Raw genomic sequence first — 18,242 nt, 5'->3', positions numbered from 1 at the left:
GCGTGAACCATCCGCCCATCCGCACCTTTCATCCGCGCCGGGGCCGCATGAGCGCCCGCCACACCGACGCCCACGCCGCCCTCTGGCCGAGCCATGGTCTGACCGTTCTCGACGGCGACCGTACCCCGCTCGACCTGGACGAACTCTTCGGCGACGAGGCGCCCAAGGTGCTCGAGATCGGCTTCGGCATGGGTGACACGCTGGCCGCGACGGCCGCCGCCGAGCCGGGCCGCGACTTCCTGGGCATCGAGGTGCACACCCCGGGCATCGGCAATCTGCTGGCCGAAGTTCAAGATCAAAAGCTGTCCAACGTACGGGTGGCTCTGGGCGACGCGATGCAGCTGGTGCACCGCCTGGCCCCCGGCTGTCTCGACGCGGTGCACATCTACTTCCCCGACCCGTGGCCCAAGGCCCGTCACCACAAACGCCGCCTCGTGCAGCCGGCCAACGTGGCCCTGCTGCGCGACCGTCTGCGCCCGGGCGGCGTGCTGCACTGCGCGACCGACTGGCCCGACTACGCCGAAGCGATGGCCGGGACGCTGGACGCCGATCCGGGTCTCGAGCCGCTCGACCACGACCGGGCCGGGCGCCCCGAGACGAAGTTCGAGCGCCGGGGGACCGGGGCCGGGCGGCCGATCACCGACCTGCGCTACCGCCGTCGTACCTGAAATAGGTCTTATGCGTAATTAGGGCCTTATAGGCTGGTGGAGTGAAAGGGGCCGGGCGTCTCGACGAGGACCTGCTGCACGAGGTCGCCGAGCTGCACCCGGCCTCGCTCGAGAGCGGCGGCGCCGACGAATTGGCGGAACTGCTGGCGCAGGCCGCGCACGCCCCGGTCGGCGTGATCCACCTCGTCCGTGAGGACACCCTCAAGCTGTACGGCGGCTACGGGCTGACCGAGGACGACGGGAGCATCGAGGCCCCGCTCAAGGGCACCCTGGCCGCGATCGTGGCCGAGACCGGCGTCCCGCTGGTGATCGACGACCTGTCGGCCGACGAGCGGGTGCCGCCCGGCCGCACCGGCGCCTATCTCGGCCACCCCATGCGCGACCGCAACGGCACCGTCCTGGCCGTCTGCTGCGCGGCCGACGTCCAGCCGCGGCGGTGGTCGGCCCAGGAGCAGTCGTCGGTGGCCGGGGCGGCCCTGGTCGGCGCGCTGCTGATCACCGAGCAGCTCTCCCGGTACGAGATCGAGCGCCAGCGCCGCTTCCTCGACGCGGTGCTGGACAGCCTGCACGACGGCGTGACCGCCTGCGACGACCAGGGCCGGATCGTCTTCGTCAACGAGCGGATGCGCCGGATCTGGGCCGACATCGGCCCGGCCGGCGAGGATCTGGGCCTGCACAGCGCGCTGCGGGGCGAGCACCTGCACGACAGCGACGTCGTCCTCCAGGGCCACAACCGTCGCGCCCGGCACTACCTGGTCGACGCCCACCCGATCACCGGGCCGGGCGGGCAGACCGTGGGCGCGGTGCAGGCCGTGCAGGACGTCACCCGCCGCAAGCGGGTCGAGCGCTTCCGCACCTGCGAGCTGGCCGTGACCACGGCCCTGGCCGACGCGCCCAGCATCGAGGCGGCCGGCCCGCGCGTGCTCGAGGCCGTGGTCGGCACGCTGGAGTGGGTGCACGCCGAGTTGTGGCTGGTCGACAAGGCGGCCGGGGTGGTCCGCTCGGTCGCCCGCTGGAGCGCTCCGGGCTGGCAGTCCGACATCGAGGTGCCGGTCGACCTGGCGTTCGGGGTGGGGCTGGCCGGGCGGGCGTGGCAGGTGGGCAAGCCGTTGTGGATCCGCGACGTGGGCCGGCCGCAGAGCCTGATCTCGCCCGAGACCGCCGCGTCGGGAGCACTGCATTCGGCTCTGGCCGTGCCCGTACGGGAAGGTTTCGAGACCCTGGGGGTGCTCACGGTCTTCGCCGACTCGATCGAGGACCCGGAGGACGAGCTGCTGGCCCTGATGTCCGGGATCGCTGCGCACATCGGCCAGTTCGTCGAGAAACACCTGGTGGACGACCTGCAGCGGCAGCTCGTGCGCAGCAAGAACGAGTATCTGGCCCTGGTCGGGCACGAGCTGCGCACGCCGCTGACCTCGATCAGCGCCTACACCGAGCTGCTGCGCGAGGCGGACGAGGTCAGCCTGATCAAGGACGGCCCGCGGCTGATCGAGGTGATCGAGCGCAACGCCCACCAGCTGCGGGACATCATCAACGAGCTCATGGAGCTGTCCGCGCTCGACACCGGCCACGCCGATGTCCAGCTCACGCCGATGGATCTGGCCGAGGTCGTACGGGATTCGGTGGCCCGGGCGCGGTCGGCCGTGGACGGCGCGCCGCTGGTCATCGAGGACGACCTGCCCGACCAACTGGTGCTGCCGGGGGACCGCAAGCGGCTGCGCCAGGTGATCGACAACCTGCTCGGCAACGCGATCAAGTACAGCCCCGACGGCGGCCACATCGGGATCACCCTCAAGGCGGCGGGCCGGGCGGCCGAGCTGGCCGTGTCCGACACCGGTCTGGGCGTCTCGGTCGACGAGCGGGAGAAGCTGTTCACCGGCCTCTATCGCACCAGCCGGGCCCGCGACTCGGCCATCCCCGGCTCCGGGCTGGGCATGACGTTGAGCCGGGCCGTGGTGACCCGGCACCACGGCAGCATCGAGCTGGTCGACCACGAGGGCAAGGGCACGACCGTGCTCGTGCGGCTGCCCCTGGACGCTCGTTGACAACCTGTTGACAGTTGTGACTCTGGTCACGGGCTGCCGGTCGGGTGAGGATGGGCGGCATGACCCGGTGGACTCCTGATCCGACGTTCTATCCGACTCCGCGTGACGCGGCGGGCGCCCCGGCCGAGAAGCTGGCCTACGTGGCCGCCTTCGACCGCGCGGCCGAACAGCCCGACGCGATCGCCGTCATCGACACCGACCCCGGCTCGGACACGTACGGCCGTGTCGTGGGCTGGACCGACCTGCCCCACACGGGCGACGAGCTGCACCACTTCGGCTGGAACGCGTGCAGCAGCGCGCTCTGCCCGACCGCCCCGCACCCGCACGTCGAGCGGCGCTACCTGATCGTGCCCGGCCTGCGGTCGTCGCGCATCTACGTGCTCGACACCAAGGACGACCCGCGGGCGCCGCGCCTCGTCAAAGAGATCCCGGCCGAGGAACTCGCGGCCAAGGCCGACTACTCGCGGCCGCACACGATCCACTGCGGACCCGACGGCATCTACGTGTCGGCCCTGGGCAACGGCCGCGACGGGGGTGGGCCGGGCGGCATCGCCGTGCTCGACCACACCACTTTCGACGTACGCGGGCAATGGGAGGCCGACCGCGGGGACCAGCATCTGGCGTACGACTTCTGGTGGCATCTGACCCGCGACGTGCTCGTCACGTCGGAGTGGGGCACGCCCGACATGATCGAGAACGGCATCGACCCCGAGCTGCTGCTGGGCCGCCAGTACGGCCACCGCCTGCACTTCTGGGACCTGGCCAAGCGCACCCTCGTGCAGTCGGTCGACCTCGGCGACCAGTACCAGATGACGCTGGAACTGCGCCCCGCGCACGAACCGACGAAAGAGTACGGCTTCGTCGGCGTGGTCGTCAGCGTCGAGGACCTGTCGGCCTCGATCTGGGTCTGGCACCGCGAGGCCGGCGAGTTCAAGGTCACGAAGGTGATCGACATCCCGGCCGAGCCCGCTGCCACCGAGGACCTGCCGCCCGCGCTGCAGCCCTTCGGCGCCGTTCCCCCGCTGGTCACCGACATCGACCTCTCGGTCGACGACAAGTTCCTCTACGTCTCGTGCTGGGGCACGGGCGAGCTCAAGCAGTACGACGTGAGCGACCCCTTTCACCCGGTCGAGGTCGGCTCGGTGCGGCTGGGCGGGATCGTGGGCCGCGTCGCCCACCCGTCCTTCCCGGACGAACGCCTGGCCGGCGGCCCCCAGATGGTCGAGGTCTCGCGCGACGGCCGGCGGGTCTACGTCACCAACTCCCTGTACGGCTCGTGGGACGACCAGTTCTATCCGGACGGCGTCGGCGCCTGGCTCGCCAAGATCGACGTCGCCGCCGAGGGCGGCTTGACGCTGGATCCGAAGTTCTTCCCGCACGGCGACGAGTTCCGCGGCCGCCGCGTGCACCAGACCCGTCTGCAGGGCGGCGACGCCAGCTCCGACTCGTACTGCTTCCCCTCCGCGTGAGCTGGGGACAACTCCTGGCCCTGGCCGGGCTCGGCGCCTTCCACGGGCTGAACCCGGCCATGGGCTGGCTGTTCGCGGTGGCCCGGGGCATGCAGGAACGCTCCCGCCTCGTCCTGCTGAAGTCGCTGCCGCCGATCGCGCTGGGTCACCTGGCCTCGGTGGCCATCGTGGCCTCGGTCGTCGCGGCCACCGAGTCGGTGGTGGCGGGCAACGTGGTCGGCATCGTGGGCGGGATCGTGCTGGTCGCGTTCGGCCTGTGGCGGCTGCTCTCCGAACGGCACTTCCGCTGGGCCGGCATGCGGTTGTCGACGCCGCAGCTGGCCGGCTGGTCGTTCCTGATGTCCTCGGCCCACGGCGCCGGGCTGATGCTGCTGCCCGTGCTGGCGGCCGGGGCGACCACGGCCCACGCCGATCACGCGATGCCCGGGACGCGGATGGACGGCACCCCGGTCGCGGCCCTCGAGGGGTTGGCCGCGGCCGGGGTGCACACCCTGGCCATGTTCGCGGTCATGGCCGCGCTGGCCGTCGCCGTCTACGAGTTCGTCGGGGTCAACATCCTGCGCCGGGCCTGGTTCAACATGGACCGGCTGTGGGCCGGGGTCATGGTCGGGGCGGGCGCGCTCACCATCGCACTCTCAGCTAATTAGTAGGTGGCCGACGCATTCAACCCGGACCGGCGGGGTATGCCGTGCGCCATGCAGCCGCAGCCTCCGCGCCGCTCCACGCACGCCACGAACAGCCCGCTCAACCGGCTCGTCTACGACCGGTGGGGCCAGTTCGGGCGGCCCGTCCTGCTGCTGCACGGGCTGCTGTTCGACCGCACGATGTGGTGGCCGGTGGCGGCCGAGCTGGCCGGCGAGGGCACGGTGATCGCGCCCGACCTGCCCGGGCACGGCCAGAGCCCGCCGCGGGCCGACTACAGCCTGGAGCGGATCGCGGGCGACCTGGCCGGGCTCGTGCACGGCCTGCAACTGCACCGGGCGCCGATCGTCGTCGGCCACGGCACCGCGGCCTGGCTGGCCGTGGCGTTCGCCGACGCGTACGCCACCCACTGCGTGCTCACCTTCGACGAGCCGGCCGGGACCCTGCCGGGCACGGTCGACGGGCTGCTCGACGGGGCCGGGCTGGCCGCGGTGCCCGAACCCTACCGCCAGTTCGCCGAGCCCCGGCGCGACCCGGCGCTCCTGAAGGCGTACGCGGGCTGGAAGGAGCAACCACCCACCCGCCGCCTGGCGCTCGCCGGCGCCGGCCGCAGCCCGGCCCCGGAGCGTGGGTTCGGTCACCTCGCCGACCCGGAAGGGTTCGCCGCCCGGCTGCGCGCGCTGCTCTGATCTACGGTGGGCCGATGGCCCTGATCACCGTTGACTTCTACGCGGAGTCGCTCGACCTAGCCACGTCCATGACCGTCGTGCTGCCGCAGGACGGGCCGACCCCGCCGCCCCTGCTCTACCTGCTGCACGGGCTCACCGACGACCACACGGCCTGGACCCGGTACACGTCGATCGAGCGTTACGCCTACGACCACCGGCTCGCCGTCGTGATGCCGCAGGTGCACCGCAGTTTCTACACCGACGAGGCGTACGGGATGAAGTTCTGGACGTTCCTGTCCGACGAACTGCCGCGCGTGGTCAACCGGTTCTTCAACGTCTCGCAGAAGCGCGAGGAGACGTTCGTCGCGGGCCTGTCGATGGGCGGCTACGGCGCCTTCAAGTGGGCGCTGCGCCAGCCCGAGCGGTTCGCCGCCGCGGTCAGCCTCTCGGGCGCGCTCGACGTGGCCTGGCTGCAGAAGAACGACGAGCGCCCGCACATCCGCGAGGTGATGGACCGGGTCTTCGCCGGGCGCGACACCGCGGGCACCGACGACGACCTGTTCCACCTGCTCGAACGGGCCGACCGGGCGACCCTGCCGCGCCTGATGTTGCGCTGCGGCACCGGCGATCACCTGTTCGAGCAGAACGAGCGCTTCGTGCACGCCTGTGCCCGCGCCGGCCTCCCGCTCGACAGCGAGTTCGAGCCGGGCGGGCACGAGTGGTCGTACTGGGACCGGCACATTCCCCGCGCGCTGGACTTCTTCGCGAAAGGCTAGTTAATCGTTCTCGCGGTTCTGCTGCTCGGCCAGGAAGCGCTCGAGCTCGGCGCCCAGCTCTTCCGCGGTCGGCAGCGGGCGGTTGTCGTCGGCCAGCAGGTTGCCCTCGCGGCCGCGCAGGAAGGCGTCGTACTGGGCCTCGAGCGAGGTGACCAGGCGACCGGCCTGCTCGTCCTCGGCGACCTGCTTGTCCACGTCCTCACGGACGACCTTGGCCGCCTCGCGCAGCTCACCGGTCGGCAGGGCCAGGCCGGTGGTCGACGAGACGGAGTCGAGCAGCAGCTCGCTGGCCGCCGGGTAGGTCGTCTGGGCCAGGTAGTGCGGCACGTGCGCGGCGAAGCCCATCGCGTCGTGGCCGCTCTCGCCCAGCCGGAACTCGAGCAGATTGCCGACACTGGCCGGAACCTGCACCTTCTGCAACCAGGGCTCGCGGTCGCCGAGCAGCGACTTGTCGGTGGCGTGGGCGGTGACGCTGACCGGGCGGGTGTGCGGCACGGCCATCGGGATGGCGTTGAGCCCCACCGTGAGGCGCACCCCGAACCGCTCGACCAGGCCCGTCACGGCGGCGATGAAACGCTCCCACTGCAGGTCGGGCTCGGGGCCGGCCAGCAGCAGGAACTCGGTGCCGAGCTGGTCGCGCACCAGGTGCAGGGCCAGGCTGGGCTCCTCGTAGCTGACCCAGTGGTCCTCGTCGAAGATCATCGGAGGCCGCCGGGAGCGGTAGTCGAGCAGCTGGTCGAGGTCGAACGTGGCGACGACCTGGCTGTCGAGGCGCTCGAGCAGGTTTTCGCGCGCCAGCTGGATGGCGCTGCCCGCGTCCACGAATCCGGTGAGGGCCTGGACCAGCACCGGCTCGCTCGTCTCGGGCAGGTCGTCGGCCAGCTCGTAGAGCTCGTTCGGATCGAGCACGTCGAGGCCTCCTGTGTTCCATCGAGGGGTAAACCGTGCGAACAACCCGGCCCGGGGATTAATTCCGAGCCGAGGACGATCTTGCCAACTGCCGCTGGAGGAGGTGCGAGCGCACCTCGGCCGGCGGCAGCGGGCGGGAGAAGTGGTACCCCTGAGCGAAACGGTAGCCCAGCTCGTAAAGCGTGTCGGCCTGCGCCGCGGTCTCCACCCCCTCGGCGACCGCCCGCAGGTGCAGCCCCTCGGTGATCTGAATCATGGCCGAGGCGATGACCGCCTCCTCCGAGGCGCCGCCGATGCCGGCCACGAACGACTTGTCGACCTTGAGCGAGTCGGCCGGCACCGTACGCAGCAGACCCAGCGACGAGTGGCCGGTGCCGAAGTCGTCCAGCGCCACCCGCACCCCGAGCGCCTTCAGCGCGACCAGCGTGTCCAGGGCGACCCCGCCGTCGAAGACCGCGGTCTCGGTGACCTCGACGACGAGCTGGTTCGGACGTACTCCGAACTCGACCAGCGCGTCGCCGACCTCCTCGGCGAAGCCCGGCTCACGCAACTGGCGAGCCGAGACGTTGACCCCCAGATGGTGGGGGGCGACCGCGCCGAACTCGGTGTTCCACGCCGCGAGCTGGGCCAGGGCGGTGCGCAGGATCCAGCTGCCGAGCGGCACGATCAGGCCGGTGCGCTCGGCGATCGGGATGAAGGTGTCGGGGCCGATCCTCGCGTCCGGCCACCGCACCAGCGTCTCCAGGCCGATCCACTCGCCGCCGGGCAGCAGCACGATCGGCTGGTAGGCCAGCGTGAACCGTTCGTCGGCCAGGGCCTGACGCAGGTCGGCCCCGAGCTGCTGGTCGGCCTCGTGGGTGCGCTCCAGCGTGTCGTCGTAGATGGCGAACCGGCCCTTGCCGCGGTCCTTGGCCGCGTACATGGCGACGTCGGCCCGCCGCAACAGCTCGGCCGCGGTGGCGCCGGGCCAGGCCTCGATCACCCCGATGCTGCCCCGGGCCAGCAGTTCGTGTCCGCCGGCCCGCAGCGGCCGGGCCATGGCCTCGTTCAGGCGGCTCAGCACGGCCGCCGCGTCGGCGCTGGTCAGGCCGGGCAGCAGCAGCCCGAACTCGTCGCCGCCGAGCCGCGCGGCCAGGTCGCCGTCGCGCAACTGGGTGCGGAACCGGTCGGCGATCGCGGCCAGGAAGGCGTCGCCGACCGCGTGCCCGAGCCGGTCGTTGATCGTCTTGAAGTCGTCCAGGTCGACCATGGCCAGGCAGAGCGGCTCGTCGCGGGCCAGCATCTCCTGCGCCGACTGCTCGAACAGGGCGCGGTTGGCCAGCCCGGTCAGCCCGTCGTGGGTGGCCCGGTGGGTGAGCTCCTGCTGGTAATCGTTGAGCTGGGTCAGCTGCTCGTCGACCCGGTGCAGCAGCCGCCCGTTCTCGCGCAGCGCGCCGACCTGGCGCACGGCGACCAGCGCGGTCAGGGCCGTGGCGGCCACCGCGACGACGAGCACGACGTGGCCCGAGTCGCCGCTGACCCAGAGCAGCAGGGCGTCGGTGGCGGCCACAGCGGCGTACGGGACGACGCTGAACAACCGGCGCCGAGCCGGGCGCGGCGGCAGAGCGGCGGCCCGGCGGTGGCGGTCGGCGGCGAGGGCGACACACAGCATGGTGGCCGGGCTGAAGACCTGGGCGGCGCTGACCCCGGGCGGCATGTGCACGACCAGCGGCACGAGCCCGCCGCCGACCGTTCCCAGGACGGCCGCCGCGGCGAACCAGCGCAGCGTCCCCGGCTCGAGCCCGCCCATGCCGGTCATCGCCACCTTGACCAGGGCCAGCGCGACGATCAGGCCCAGCACGGCGAGCATCATCATCGGCACCGTGGTGCGCTGCCCGTCGCCTGCGTTCATGGCCCGTACGGTGAAATACCACCCGAAGACGCTGACGGTGACGCCGATGGTGATCGCGTCGAGCACGAACCGCGTGGTGGTGCTGCGGTTGCCGCCCAGCGGAAGGCGCAGCAGGGCCCAGATGACGATGACGACGGCGATCGCGTAGCAGATCGAGGTGGGCAGGTCGTGCTGCTGCTGGTTGACCCGCTCGGGATCGACCAGGGACTGCCGGGCGTCACCGATCGTGCCCAGGCCGACCAGGGCCGCGCAGATGGCGATCGACCGCCAGAGCCGGACGGCCACCCGGTCCAGCCCGGGCGTCCCGGCGGTCTGCCAGCATGCGACGGCCGTCACACCCATCAGCACGATGCCGGGCAGCCAGCCCCAGGCCGGGCCGAACGGGGGCTGGGCAAGGTTGACCGCATACAGCACGATGGCTGTGACCTGCATGAGCACGGCAGTGGCCAGCAACGGCGTCAAGCGCAGCCGGGCCACGGAGCGGTCGTTCGTCACGCTCCGGAATATCGGCCGGACAGGTCTCTGGTTGAACACAACGACCACGAAGGCTCGCCTGCACGTGCATGTGCACGGCACAATGGCAAAGGAACGTTCCCTTCCCCCCTCGGAGCGATCTGGTGACCGAAGCCTCGAACCCGTCCACTGAGCAGCACACCGAGACTGTCGCGCCCCCCGGCTCCCTGTGGGCGCGCATGAAGGCCGACCCGCAGTACGCGCCGGAACACCTCGCGCTCGAGGCGGTCCGCCGCCTGGGCCCCGAGGCCGCCGCCTGGGCCGAGCGCATGCGGGCCGAGAACCCCGAGCGCACCCCCGACCAGCTGGCCGACCTGGCCGTCAAGCGGTTCACCACGCTCGCCCGCATCTCGGGCGCGGTCTCCGGGGCCACCGGCCTGCCCGGCGCCGTGCTCGACGTGGGCGTGCTGGCCTGGAACCAGGCGCGCATGGTGCTGCACATCGCCGCCGCCTACGGCCACGACCCGGCCGCGTCCGAACGGGCCACCGACCTGCTGGTGCTCCAGCGGGTGCACAAGGTGGCCCAGACCGCCCGTCTCGCCCTGGGCGTGGCGGCCGGCCGGGAACGCGCCGTCAAGCTGTTCGCCGGGGCGGCCTCCCGCCCGTTGAGCGGCGTGATGATGCGGCTCGGCCTGAAACTGGCCCAGATGGCCGGCGTCCGCGCGGCCAAGCGCCTGTTCGCCAAGATGATCCCCGGCGCCTCGATCGTGCTGGGCACCTGGGTCAACTCGGCCGCCACCAAAGACCTGGCCAACCGCGCCCGCGACGTCTACCGCCACGCCCGCCGCCCCGACCCGGCCGCCGCCCTGGGCGGCTCGCCCGGCTAAATAAATCGTCGCCCCGGACGATCGGATTCTTGAACGGGATCCGATCCACCAGGGGGTTGCGTGCGTCGTCGTCGGCTGGAGCTCGTCGTCCTCGCGCCGCTGCTGCTGGCCGGCTGCGGCAGCGACGACAAGGCGAGCACGACCGAGGACCAGGGCGGCGGCAAGTCGTGGGTCGTGGTGGAAACCGGCAGCCCCACCACGTCGGCCGCGCCGAGCCGCCCCACCGGCACCCGCAGTCCGTTCCCCAGCGGCTTCCTGCCCCTGCCGGCCGGCACGCCGACGCCCACCCCCACCGGCACCCCCGCCTGCCCGCCGGTCAAAGGCAACGTGATCAACGGCGCCGACGTCACCACGGGCGCCACCAGCGGCGCCGTGACCTGGTACGACCCCGCCACGGCGGACATCGTCGAATACCGGATCACCGCGATCAGCCAGGACTCGAAGCTCGGCCCCCAGCGCGACATCGGCTGGACGGTCGTGACGCCCGGCGCCACCTGCGGCTACCGGACGGCCACGGTGACCGGGCTCGACCGCGGGACCCGCTACGTGTTCTCGGTCGACATGGTGACCAGCCGCAAGGGCTACGGCAACGACGGCACGGTCGCGGCCACGGTCGCCCGCTCCGGAGTCGTCAAGACGTCGTGAGACCGGCCGCCGGCTCCCATCCCTGGCCGCGCGCCCGCCCGATGTCGAGCACCAGGCCGTCGGTGACCTGATCAATCGCGTACGGCGTGACAGCCTTCGTCACTGCGGCCAGCGCTCGCACGATCCGGACCGGCACGTGTCGCACCGGCACCCCCAGCACCGCCGCGACCGCCGCATCCCGCGAGTACGGCGTCGCGTCGGCGATGTTGTAAGCGCCCGCCGGCCACCGGTGCGCGGCCAGACAAGCCGTCGCCAGGTTGTCGGCCGAGGTCAGGCTCAACGGCACGTCCGGCCCCGGCAGCCAGGCCCGGCCACCCCGAACGACTCGCCGCAGCCGGGGGAGCAGGTGCGGGTCACCGTCCCCGTAGACCGCGCGCGGCCGCAACACCACCGCCCCCGCATCCAGGGCCAGGCGCTCACCGGCGGCTTTGGTCCGTCCGTAGGCCGTCCGTTGCCCGTCGGTTGGGTGGTCCTCGGTCACGGGCAATTCGTAGGGGCCAGGGCGATAGACGCTCGCGCTGCTGACCCAGACCACCGGGGTATCGCCGGCCGCCTCGAGAAGCCGCCGCGTCCCATCGACGTTGACGGCGGCGAACTTCCGCTCATCCCCTTCGTCGCCGACGACCGCGGCCAGATGCACGACGACGTCCGCCCCGCTCAGATCGGGTGCCTCCGCCGTGGCATCCCAGAAGACGTGCTTACCGACCGGCCCCGGCCGCCGCCCCAGACAGATCACCTCGGTGCCCGCCTCGGCGGCGCGGCGCGCGACCACCCCACCACAGAACCCACTGGCCCCGGTGACCGCGATCCTCACTGTTCCCTCTTGATCTCGCGCCGCGCCGCTCACGCGCTGCTCCGTACGACCAATGACCGCCAGCCCGGCAGGGCGGACCCACGGTCGGCGCGCGCCCGGACGACCACCGGCCGGTAGGGCGCGAGCGCGGCCAGCAGGTCGGCGAGTTGCGCGCGGGCCAGCCCCGCGCCCGGGCAGGCGTGGGGCCCGACCCCGAAGACCAATTGCGCTGTACGGGCCGGAGCCGGGTCATCCACGCCGGGATCCCGGCGGTGGGCGTCGGCCGCGTGCCGCGCGATCAGCAGCAGCCGATCGCCGGCCTTCACCGGGCACCCACCCACCTCGCTGTCCGCCGCCGCCACCCGGGGCAGCAGGGGAGTAGCCGCCGTGACCCGCAACAACTCGTCTACAAGCACCGGGTTCCCAGCGTGCTCCCACAACGTGTCGTCGCAGACCCAGGCCACCGCCCGCGGCAACGCCGCCACCGTCGTGTTGATCGCCGCCACGGCCAGCATCGAGTTGAACCCCGCCTCGGCGGGCCGCTGGCCCCAAGGCGCCGGGCGCTCGGCCGCAGGCCGAGCTTGGCCTTCAGGCGCCTCACTCGGATCGACCAGATCCAGCACATGCGGAGCGACCAGATCCAGCAGCTGTTCGGCGGCGGTGGCCGCTGCCCGCTCGGCCCGCCGCGCGCCCAGCCCCGGCAGATGCGCCCGGGCCGCCGCAGCCGCCGACGACCGGGCCGCGTCGGCCAGCTCCACCGGATCCACATCGAGGTCGAGCAACGCCGCCGCCGTGGCCCCCGCGATCTCGGCCGTCAACGGCACGAGATCAACTGTGCCGCCCGCCCCGAGCACCGGCAGCCGATCATCGAGCAGCTTGGCCCAGATCGGACGCAACTCGGCCACGCCCGCCACCCCGAGCAGCGTCGCCGCAGCCCGCCGAGCCTCACGATGCTCAGCCCCCTGCTGATCGAACAGCGCCCCCGCGCCCGCCAGCTCCCCGGCCGCGCCCCCGGTCGTGCCCGCCGCCGTCCGATCGAGCGGCACCCGGGTCAGCGCCGCCCGGAACTCCTCCGGCCCGTGCACCAGCACCGTGCCGCCCACCCGCAGCACCGGCCACCGCCGAGTAGCCGCCAGCAGCGCGAACAACACCGGATGACTCCGCAAATAAACCCGCCGATCCCGCCCCCGAGCCGCCCCGCTCACTCGCCTGCCTCACGACGATCTTGCGGATCTTCGCGGGGTGCCACCGCCTCCCCCGCCCACCCTGGGTAGCGGAGGTTACGCGATTTTTCGTCGGCCTCGGGATCGCCTGTGGATGACCGCCGTTGATCCGGCACCCGACGGGCATCGCCTGTGGATAACCCGCCGCTGTCCAGCTGCTCATCGGGCACACTGTGCCCGGCGACCCGTGCCGGCGGAGGCAGCACGGCGGTGCGTGGGCGCGGGGGAGCGACCGTCTTCGACGGGGGAGCGCCGGCGGCGAGACGAGAAGCCAGCGCTGCCGTGGCCGCGCGGTCGGGCTTGCGGGAGCGGCCGGCCAACGGAATATCCGCGAAGACCAGCGCGTCCGGCCGCGCCGAGCCCATCCGCGCCAACGGCTCCCGCAGGGTCTCTCGCACATCACGCTCGGCCACGCCCGGAGCGGCCTGCACCACCGCGACCACGCGCTCATCCCCGTCCCCGGCGGGGACGCCCACGAGCAGGGCCAGTTCGACGCCCGCGACGTGCAGGGCCGGCTCGTACAGCCCGGGATAGATGTTCTCGGCCCCGCGCAGGATCATGTCCTTGGCTCGCCCGCCCAGCACCACCGTGCGCCCCTCGACCCGCCCGACATCACCGGTGGCCACCCAGTCGAACGGTTCCTCGCCCAGGTAACGGTCGGCCGCCGTCGGCCCGGCCAGCAGCACCTCGCCGGACGGCGACACTCGCGCCTCGACCCCGGGCAGCAGCGACCCGACCAGGTCTCCTTCACCGTCGAAAGCGCTCTTGACGGCCGATTCCACCGCTGCGGCCGGGAAGACCTCCGTCAGCGCGTAGACGCCCCACGCCTCCTTCGCCCCGGCCCGGCGCACCGCGGCCAGCAGCGCGGCGCTGACCGGCGCCGACCCGCTGTAGACGCGCCCGCTGAACCGGCACCCCTCGGCCAGCGCCGCGCGCAACTGCGGCGGGGTCAGATAAACCGCCTGCGGCTCGAGCGCCCGCAACTGCCGCCGCAGCCCGCGCCGGGCCGGCAGCGCGACCGGCGCCCCGCCGGCCAGCGACGGCAGCAGCACGAAGAACGTGCCGCCCAGCACCGGCGCGCCGGGGACCGGGCGCACCAGGTCGCGCACCGCGGTCATCCCGGCCGAGATCGAGGCCCGGGTATGTACGACGGCGCGCGGCCGGCTGGTCGTGCCGGACGTGAACACGACCACCGCGTCGCCCTCCCCGGCGTACGGGGAAGGAAGTTGACCTTGATGGGGTCGCAGGGCCGGCGCCGAACCGGGGAGCCGGCGGCCGATGGTCCGGACGGGGGCGATCGCGCTCAGGTCGGGCAGTGCGAGATGCGCGCGCCGGGCCAGCGGGGCCGCCCACCCGGCCACGGCCTGAGCCGCCGCGTCGGCCAGCACCAGACGCGGCGACGCCAGCGCGAGCCGGGCCCGCACCACTTCCGGCCCGGCCGTCGGGTCGACCACGGCGATGCGCAATCCCAGGTGGTACGCCGCGAGCAGCGTGGCCAGAGACTGTGCCCCCGGGCGTACGGCCAGAGCCACTGTCTCGCCGGCGGTCAGGCCCTCAGCCGCCAGCGCCACGGCGTAGCCCCGCACGAGCCGGGCCAGGTCACCCCGTGTCGTTCCGGGCAGCGCCGGGCGGTCGTCCTCCTCGTGGAGCGAGGAGATCAGCTCGGTGAGCATCAGCGGGGGTCCGCCGTGCGCGCGCCGCTGCCCTTGTCGAGGTACCACTTCGCGGTGCCGAGCACGCCGTACGCCTTGATCCGGCGGGTCGAGTTGGCCACGACCATGTGCCGGCTGTGCACGATCGCGGGTGTCGTGCGGCGCACCCGGTTGAGGAACAGGCGATCGGTGGGGGAGGGCCGCCTCGGCATGCCGCCGCACGCCTCGTACAGAGCGGCCGTGATCGCCATGTTGTTGCCGGCATGCATTCGGTACGGAGCTTTGAACTCGTCGCTGCGATGGGCCGGGCGCACCCGTCCGAAGGTCGCCGCGAGCGTCACCAGCAGGCTGAAGAACGCCCGCCCGAAGGGGCCGTGCTCGTCGTGCCGGGCGGTGATCCGACCACACGCCAGCCCGTCGCTCTCCACCAGAGCGGCCCGGGCTGCGCCCACCCAGCCGGGAGAAGGCAGGCAATCCGCATCCGTACGGGCTAAATGCACCGCCCCGGCCGCGATCGCGTGCCGGAAGCCGGTGTCGACCGCGCACCCCACGCCCTTCTCACGTTCGACGAGCACGTGCACCGGGAACGGCGCCCGGAACTGCTCGACCACCGCTCGCGTGGTGTCGGTCGAGTTGTTGTCGACCACCAGCAGCGTGAAGTCGGTGTCGGTCTGCGCGGCCAGCGCCTCGAGGGTGGCGCCGATCCGGGCCGCCTCGTTGTAGGCGGGCACGATCACCCACAGCGGCGCCGTCACGACAGCTCCCACACCATGGTCATCAAGCTCACACCGCCGCCGAGCCCGACCATGAGCACCCGATCGCCGGGGTTCAGGTCCGGGTGTACGCGGCCCAGTTGCACCCCGATCGAGGCCGAGGCCATGTTGCCCAGCTCGCTCACCGTCACCTCGAGCTTGTCCCGCGGGACGCCGGTGACCGCTACGAACCGTTCCAGGTAGGGCAGCGTCACCTGATGCACGAGCACCCGGGCGTAGTCGTCCCAGCCCCATCCCGTACGGGCCGAGACGCGCTCGATCAGGCCGGCGCCGATCCGTTCGAACACCTCGCGCAGCTGCCGCCCGTCACCGCTGAAATACGTGTGCTCCTCGCTGCGCGGGTGCCGCGAGCCGCCCCCGAAGATGCCGCCCACCGCCCAGTGCTCGGAGTGGGTCTCGCTGTCGACGTCGAGGATGCCGCCCGTGGCCACCGGCTCGACCAGCACGGCCGCGCCCGCGTCGCCGAACGTGTACCCGGCGAACGCCGTCCGCGCCTCGGCCAGCCCGCGCAGCCGCGGTCGCATGGCCCGGGTCGGCGTCTCACCGGTCACCACCAGCGCCTTCCGGGCCCGCCCGGCCAGGATCATCGAGCGGGCCAGGTCGATGCCGTTGAGGAAGCTGTTGCAGGCGTTGGTCACGTCCAGCGCGTGGGCCCGGCTGCCCAGCGCGGCCTGCACGACGTGGGCCGTGGCCGGCTCGGTCATGTCCCGGGTCGCGCTGGCGAACAGCAGCAGGTCGACGTCGCGCGGGTCGGTGCCGGTGTCGGCCAGCACCTTGGTCGCGGCGTCGACGGCCAGGTCCGACGCGTACTCGTCGTCGGCCGCGACCTGGCGCTGCCGGATCCCGGTCGTGCGCCGGAACAGCCCGGCCGGCACCGGCAGGCCGCCCGCGACCCGTTGTTGCAGGTCGTCGGTCAGCTCCGTCCGGGCCGGCAGGGCGTACGCGATGCCGGTTATACCCGCGTTCAGGAACGGCTCGATCCGGCGGGCTCGCGGACCAGCGTCTGGTCCTCGTAGCAGTACTGCCAGCCGTCGCCCTCCTGCAGCGAGCGGATGAGCGGGTGCCGGCTGTCCTCGTAGTGGGCCGTGGCGTGCTTGTTCTTCGAGTCGTCGCAGCAGGCGACCTGGCCGCACGTCAGGCACATGCGCAGCTGGACCCACGTGTCACCGAGCTCGACGCACTCCTGGCATTCGTCCTCGTCGGTCTCGGTGATGTTGATCCGGTCGAGGTGGGTGCAGGCGGTGCTGATCGTCTCTTCCCGCACGTAACGCCAGCGGTCGTGCAGCAGGCGGTCGGGGATGATCCGGGCCAGGTACTTCGAGTTGGCGGCCAGGATCGGCGCCAGCACGGCCAGGATCAGCACGTAGAGCGCGATGAACGGGCCGACCCGGTCGTCGAGCCCGGCCCCGGCGGCCAGCGTGGCCAGGATCAGCGAGAACTCGCCCCGGCCGAGCACGGTCAGGCCCACGTTGGCCGCGCCGCGCTGGTTGAGCCCGAACAACCGGGCCGTGATCAGACCGGCCGAGACGTTCGTGACCACCGTGATGCAGACGGCGATCAGCACCGGCACGGCGACCGAGCCGATCTCGCCGACGTCGATGCTGGTGCCGAACGCGATGAAGAAGATCGCGGCGAACACGTCACGCAGCGGGATGGCGATGCGTTCCGCCCGCTCGCGGATCGACGTGCGGGCCACGACCAGGCCGATCATCAGGGCGCCGATCGCGTCCGAGACGCCGATGTCGGCCGAGATGCCGGCCACCAGCACGACGAGGCCGATCATGATGATCGCGACCAGCTCGTCCTCGCGGGTGTCGAGCACCTTGCCGATCCACTTGGCGCCCCAGCGGGCCACCCCGAACAGCACGGCCAGGTAGCCGAAGCTGATGCCGATGCGCAGCAGCAGCTCGCCGGCCGAGTTCGCGCCGGACAGGATCGGGCTCAGCAGGGCCAGGTAGAGGGCCAGGAACAGGTCTTCGATGACGATGATGCCGAGGATGACCGGGGTCTCGGCGTTGGCCAGCCGGCGCATCTCGATCAGCAGTTTGGTGGCGATGGCGGACGACGAGATGCCGACCGCGCCCGCGATCACGAACGCCTCTTTGGCGCCCCAGCCGAGCGCGAAGCCCAGGCCGAGCCCGGCGCCGATGTTGATGCCGATGTAGGCCCCGGCCGCGATGTAGAGCCGCTTGCCGCTGCCCAGCACCTGCTCGACCGGGAACTCGAGGCCGAGGTGGAACAGCAGCACGACCAGGCCGAACAGGGCCAGGATGTCGAGGTCTTCGGGATGCTCGAAGGCGACCGGGCCGCCCGTGCTGGGCCCGAGCAGGATACCGGCCAGCATGAAGAAGGGCACGGTGGGCAGGCCCATGCGCCGCCCGAAACGGGCGAGCAGGCCGGCCACCAGGATCAGGGCGCCCAGCCCGATGAGATTCGCGTGCACAGGCTCAGTCCGTGAAGAAGGTGCCGGAGAGCACGGCGCCGACCTTGCGGGCCTGGTCCTCGGTGAGCTCGATCACCGCGGCCGGCTCGTCGCCGGCCTGGGTGAACACGTAGAGGTGCCGTTTGCCGTCGCGGCCGACCACGATCGAGACGCGGTCGCTGCCGGAGTGCAGGTCGACGTCGTACCGGGTGCCGAGCCCGGGAAGTTCCTGAATGCGAACGCCTTTACCCATGCCCGCAGATCCTAGGGCAGCCTACCGGGGGTGACCAGGAGCGCGACGCTCGTCACGTCCCCTTCCGTTGGGT

At 72.3% G+C, this 18,242-nt stretch carries 17 protein-coding genes; 8 read left to right on the top strand and 9 right to left on the bottom strand.

Annotation, left to right across the window (positions count from 1 at the left end; translation table 11 throughout):
* The first annotated feature begins 47 nt into the window (after window positions 1–47).
* Genes trmB through M1L60_RS20980 form a run of 6 tightly spaced genes read left to right on the top strand, consistent with a single transcriptional unit; the run spans window position 48 to window position 6,268 of the window.
* Window positions 48–668 carry a tRNA (guanosine(46)-N7)-methyltransferase TrmB gene (gene trmB, locus M1L60_RS21005; RefSeq protein WP_253239335.1) on the top strand — a complete coding sequence of 207 codons (621 nt, stop codon included), beginning with the start codon at window positions 48–50 and terminating at the stop codon, window positions 666–668.
* Window positions 669–709: 41 nt separating this feature from the next.
* Complete coding sequence (locus tag M1L60_RS21000; protein WP_253239165.1) at window positions 710–2,713, top strand: sensor histidine kinase; 2,004 nt, start codon at window positions 710–712, stop codon at window positions 2,711–2,713.
* 59 nt (window positions 2,714–2,772) lie between these two features.
* Window positions 2,773–4,182: a selenium-binding protein SBP56-related protein gene (locus M1L60_RS20995; protein WP_253239164.1), complete on the top strand. Its 1,410-nt coding sequence runs from the start codon at window positions 2,773–2,775 to the stop codon at window positions 4,180–4,182.
* Window positions 4,179–4,829 carry a hypothetical protein gene (locus tag M1L60_RS20990; RefSeq protein ID WP_253239163.1) on the top strand — a complete coding sequence of 217 codons (651 nt, stop codon included), beginning with the start codon at window positions 4,179–4,181 and terminating at the stop codon, window positions 4,827–4,829. The genes M1L60_RS20995 and M1L60_RS20990 overlap by 4 nt, the downstream gene beginning before the upstream one ends.
* Before the next feature lie 48 nt (window positions 4,830–4,877).
* Complete coding sequence (locus tag M1L60_RS20985; RefSeq protein ID WP_253239162.1) at window positions 4,878–5,513, top strand: alpha/beta fold hydrolase; 636 nt, start codon at window positions 4,878–4,880, stop codon at window positions 5,511–5,513.
* Between the two features lie 14 nt (window positions 5,514–5,527).
* On the top strand, window positions 5,528–6,268 hold the full coding sequence (locus M1L60_RS20980; protein ID WP_253239161.1) for an alpha/beta hydrolase: 741 nt from the start codon (window positions 5,528–5,530) through the stop codon (window positions 6,266–6,268).
* Here M1L60_RS20980 and M1L60_RS20975 read toward each other — a convergent pair whose 3' ends face one another.
* Window positions 6,269–7,177, bottom strand: a complete 909-nt coding sequence (locus tag M1L60_RS20975) for a proteasome assembly chaperone family protein (protein ID WP_253239160.1) — start codon at window positions 7,175–7,177, stop codon at window positions 6,269–6,271.
* 58 nt (window positions 7,178–7,235) lie between these two features.
* Window positions 7,236–9,563 (bottom strand): putative bifunctional diguanylate cyclase/phosphodiesterase, encoded by a 2,328-nt coding sequence (locus M1L60_RS20970; RefSeq protein ID WP_253239159.1) that lies wholly within the window; start codon window positions 9,561–9,563, stop codon window positions 7,236–7,238.
* Window positions 9,564–9,682: 119 nt separating this feature from the next.
* Here M1L60_RS20970 and M1L60_RS20965 point away from each other — a divergent pair, with 119 nt between their 5' ends.
* Together M1L60_RS20965 and M1L60_RS20960 are read left to right on the top strand one after the other, a co-directional pair.
* Window positions 9,683–10,408, top strand: coding sequence for an EcsC family protein (locus M1L60_RS20965; RefSeq protein ID WP_256516819.1), 726 nt, complete (start codon window positions 9,683–9,685; stop codon window positions 10,406–10,408).
* 60 nt (window positions 10,409–10,468) lie between these two features.
* Window positions 10,469–11,053 (top strand): fibronectin type III domain-containing protein, encoded by a 585-nt coding sequence (locus M1L60_RS20960; protein WP_253239157.1) that lies wholly within the window; start codon window positions 10,469–10,471, stop codon window positions 11,051–11,053.
* On the opposite strand, the gene M1L60_RS20955 is transcribed toward M1L60_RS20960, so the two are convergent.
* The 7 genes from M1L60_RS20955 to M1L60_RS20925 all read right to left on the bottom strand — a co-directional run bounded on the left by M1L60_RS20955 (window position 11,040) and on the right by M1L60_RS20925 (window position 18,169).
* Window positions 11,040–11,867: an NAD-dependent epimerase/dehydratase family protein gene (locus M1L60_RS20955; protein WP_253239156.1), complete on the bottom strand. Its 828-nt coding sequence runs from the start codon at window positions 11,865–11,867 to the stop codon at window positions 11,040–11,042. The two genes, M1L60_RS20960 and M1L60_RS20955, sit on opposite strands and share 14 nt — an antisense overlap.
* Before the next feature lie 29 nt (window positions 11,868–11,896).
* Entirely contained in the window at window positions 11,897–12,997 is a 1,101-nt protein-coding gene (locus M1L60_RS20950; protein WP_253239155.1) for a cytochrome P450 family protein, read from the bottom strand.
* 50 nt (window positions 12,998–13,047) lie between these two features.
* Window positions 13,048–14,742 (bottom strand): AMP-binding protein, encoded by a 1,695-nt coding sequence (locus M1L60_RS20945; protein WP_253239154.1) that lies wholly within the window; start codon window positions 14,740–14,742, stop codon window positions 13,048–13,050.
* Entirely contained in the window at window positions 14,742–15,476 is a 735-nt protein-coding gene (locus tag M1L60_RS20940) for a glycosyltransferase family 2 protein (protein WP_253239153.1), read from the bottom strand. The genes M1L60_RS20945 and M1L60_RS20940 overlap by 1 nt, the downstream gene beginning before the upstream one ends.
* Window positions 15,473–16,369 (bottom strand): 3-oxoacyl-ACP synthase III family protein, encoded by an 897-nt coding sequence (locus tag M1L60_RS20935; protein WP_253239152.1) that lies wholly within the window; start codon window positions 16,367–16,369, stop codon window positions 15,473–15,475. The genes M1L60_RS20940 and M1L60_RS20935 overlap by 4 nt, the downstream gene beginning before the upstream one ends.
* An 89-nt stretch (window positions 16,370–16,458) precedes the next feature.
* Window positions 16,459–17,937: a cation:proton antiporter domain-containing protein gene (locus tag M1L60_RS20930; protein WP_253239151.1), complete on the bottom strand. Its 1,479-nt coding sequence runs from the start codon at window positions 17,935–17,937 to the stop codon at window positions 16,459–16,461.
* Between the two features lie 4 nt (window positions 17,938–17,941).
* Window positions 17,942–18,169, bottom strand: a complete 228-nt coding sequence (locus M1L60_RS20925; RefSeq protein ID WP_253239150.1) for a cation:proton antiporter regulatory subunit — start codon at window positions 18,167–18,169, stop codon at window positions 17,942–17,944.
* Window positions 18,170–18,242: the final 73 nt, after the last annotated feature.

Source organism: Paractinoplanes aksuensis, from assembly GCF_024137025.1.
GTDB lineage: Bacteria > Actinomycetota > Actinomycetes > Mycobacteriales > Micromonosporaceae > Actinoplanes > Actinoplanes aksuensis.
This window is presented reverse-complemented; position numbering and strand designations above follow the sequence as displayed.